Origin of the sequence: Hyella patelloides LEGE 07179 (assembly GCF_900659865.1) — a bacterium.
GTDB classification, from domain to species: Bacteria; Cyanobacteriota; Cyanobacteriia; order Cyanobacteriales; family Xenococcaceae; genus Hyella; species Hyella patelloides.
Window position 1 is genome coordinate 1 of sequence record NZ_LR214422.1, and the last position, 1701, is coordinate 1701.

Here is a 1701-nt window from a genome sequence, read left to right on the forward strand (position 1 = left end):
TAAAACGTCTGTTGAAATAGACTTTTCGTGCTACCAAGGTCTTCGTTTTATACTGCGACTAAATCTTAGTTGACATCTCAACTAATGCTTCTGGGTATTTGTTTAATCTTGCAGTCTAATTATTCAATGTTCATCTTACTAATTATCAATGAGCAAAACGAACAACTGCATAGACACGAACATCTGACCTTGGAGTAAATCCGTTAACAATCTGGAAATACTCAATTGGGGTGTATCAGAAAAAATGTAAGTTACGGTTTAGAAAGCAAATAATTATTTCAGTCGAAAAGGTGCTACACAAAATAGTCTTAGAACCTACTGAGGTTGTCCAGAAGTATCTTAATTTATCAAGCCCATTCACTTATTCAGGTGTCATTCGACAAAATATTAAGCTTCTCTTTCATTACTACCCGATTGTTATATGGTAGTAATTGTTATATTATAGATAGCTAAAATAGGCTTAAATACTATGGTGCATAAACCCAAAAATTTAAAAGAAAGCGCTAGCCCACCCCACGTAGGACATTGCTCTTCGCTACGCTCAAATCAACGTCCGTGGGGGGCTAGCGGGGGAAAGCTTTCCCCTCGACCCCTTCAGGCAGTAGGAAAAAGAAAATATAGGCATCTCTTAACTAACTCAAACCCATAGCAACAATCGCGAACCATGCCCAGAAAAGTACAGCGTACCAACACCATAAGTATTCGACTCACAGACTCAGAAAAATTGGACTGGGAATTATTTGCACACGCTGCTGGATTGACTATCTCGCAGTTAGCTAGAGAAGCTATGAATAGGGTTAAAGTAACTAATGTTGGCGACCGAGCAATCCAGATGAAACGCACCTATCAAATCGCTAAAATAGGCAACAACTTAAATCAAATTGCTCGGTGGGCAAATACCTATACAAATACCATTGAAGCCGTAGAAGTAATCACCTATTTAATAGCAATAGAAAAAGCCTTACTCGCTCTAGCATCTACCAAAGGAAGTGAATAACGGAAGGCAGGAGGCATAACAACTAAGAGGGGGAAAGAAGAACATCAAAAATAAATATTATCAATCTGGAGCGATCGCTCATAGACTAAAACTAACCAAACAGGGGAAACATTATGAAAAGTGTTGGCATTAGAGAATTTAGAGATAAAGCATCCCAGTATCTAGCAAGCAAAGAAGCCGTAGCAGTCAAACGTCACGGTAAATTGGCAGCAATTCTCATTTTGAAAAAGAATAGAGAAAAATTTGGCAGAAAAAAAGTAAATGGGGAAGCAAGTTAGCGTGATATTTACGCTAACTATGACGATTGAACAAAAAATCTTGATTAATAGCACAGCAAAATTTGTCAAATCTTATAAATTATTAGATGTGGCGATTATTAATCAAATAAAATGGTACAAAAAGTTGCAGAAATGAAAATTAATCAATTGATTAATTTTTTAATTCAAGAATTAGATGACTTACCAGATGCCAGAAAACCTGGAAATAATACTAAATATGAAATATCTGATGCTATGATGGCAGCATTTTCAATATTTTTGACTCAATCACCTTCATTTCTAGAACATCAAAGATTGATGTCAAAGATGAAGTGTAAAAATAATGCTGACAGTTTATTTAAGGTCGAAAAAATTCCCAGCGATAATCAAATACGCAATTTATTAGACCCAGTTCCTGCTGCCACAATTTATCCAGTATACCAAAAA

Annotated in this window: 2 protein-coding genes and 1 pseudogene; all 3 read left to right on the forward strand. The window is 36.0% G+C overall.

All coding sequences use genetic code 11. From position 1 onward, the window contains the following. Positions 1–664 precede the first annotated feature (664 nt). Entirely contained in the window at positions 665–997 is a 333-nt protein-coding gene (locus H1P_RS35435) for a plasmid mobilization protein (RefSeq protein WP_144876485.1), read from the forward strand. 113 nt (positions 998–1110) lie between these two features. After that, positions 1111–1275 (forward strand): hypothetical protein, encoded by a 165-nt coding sequence (locus H1P_RS37160; protein WP_186376340.1) that lies wholly within the window; start codon positions 1111–1113, stop codon positions 1273–1275. Between the two features lie 111 nt (positions 1276–1386). After that, a pseudogene (locus H1P_RS37165) lies at positions 1387–1701 on the forward strand (ISNCY family transposase); the annotation flags it as partial.

Excerpts from the sequence above, each read along its gene's own strand:
- H1P_RS35435 (WP_144876485.1), top strand. The coding sequence starts at position 665 with ATGCCCAGAAAAGTACAGCGTACCAACACCATAAGTATTCGACTCACA.
- H1P_RS37160 (WP_186376340.1), top strand. The coding sequence starts at position 1,111 with ATGAAAAGTGTTGGCATTAGAGAATTTAGAGATAAAGCATCCCAGTAT.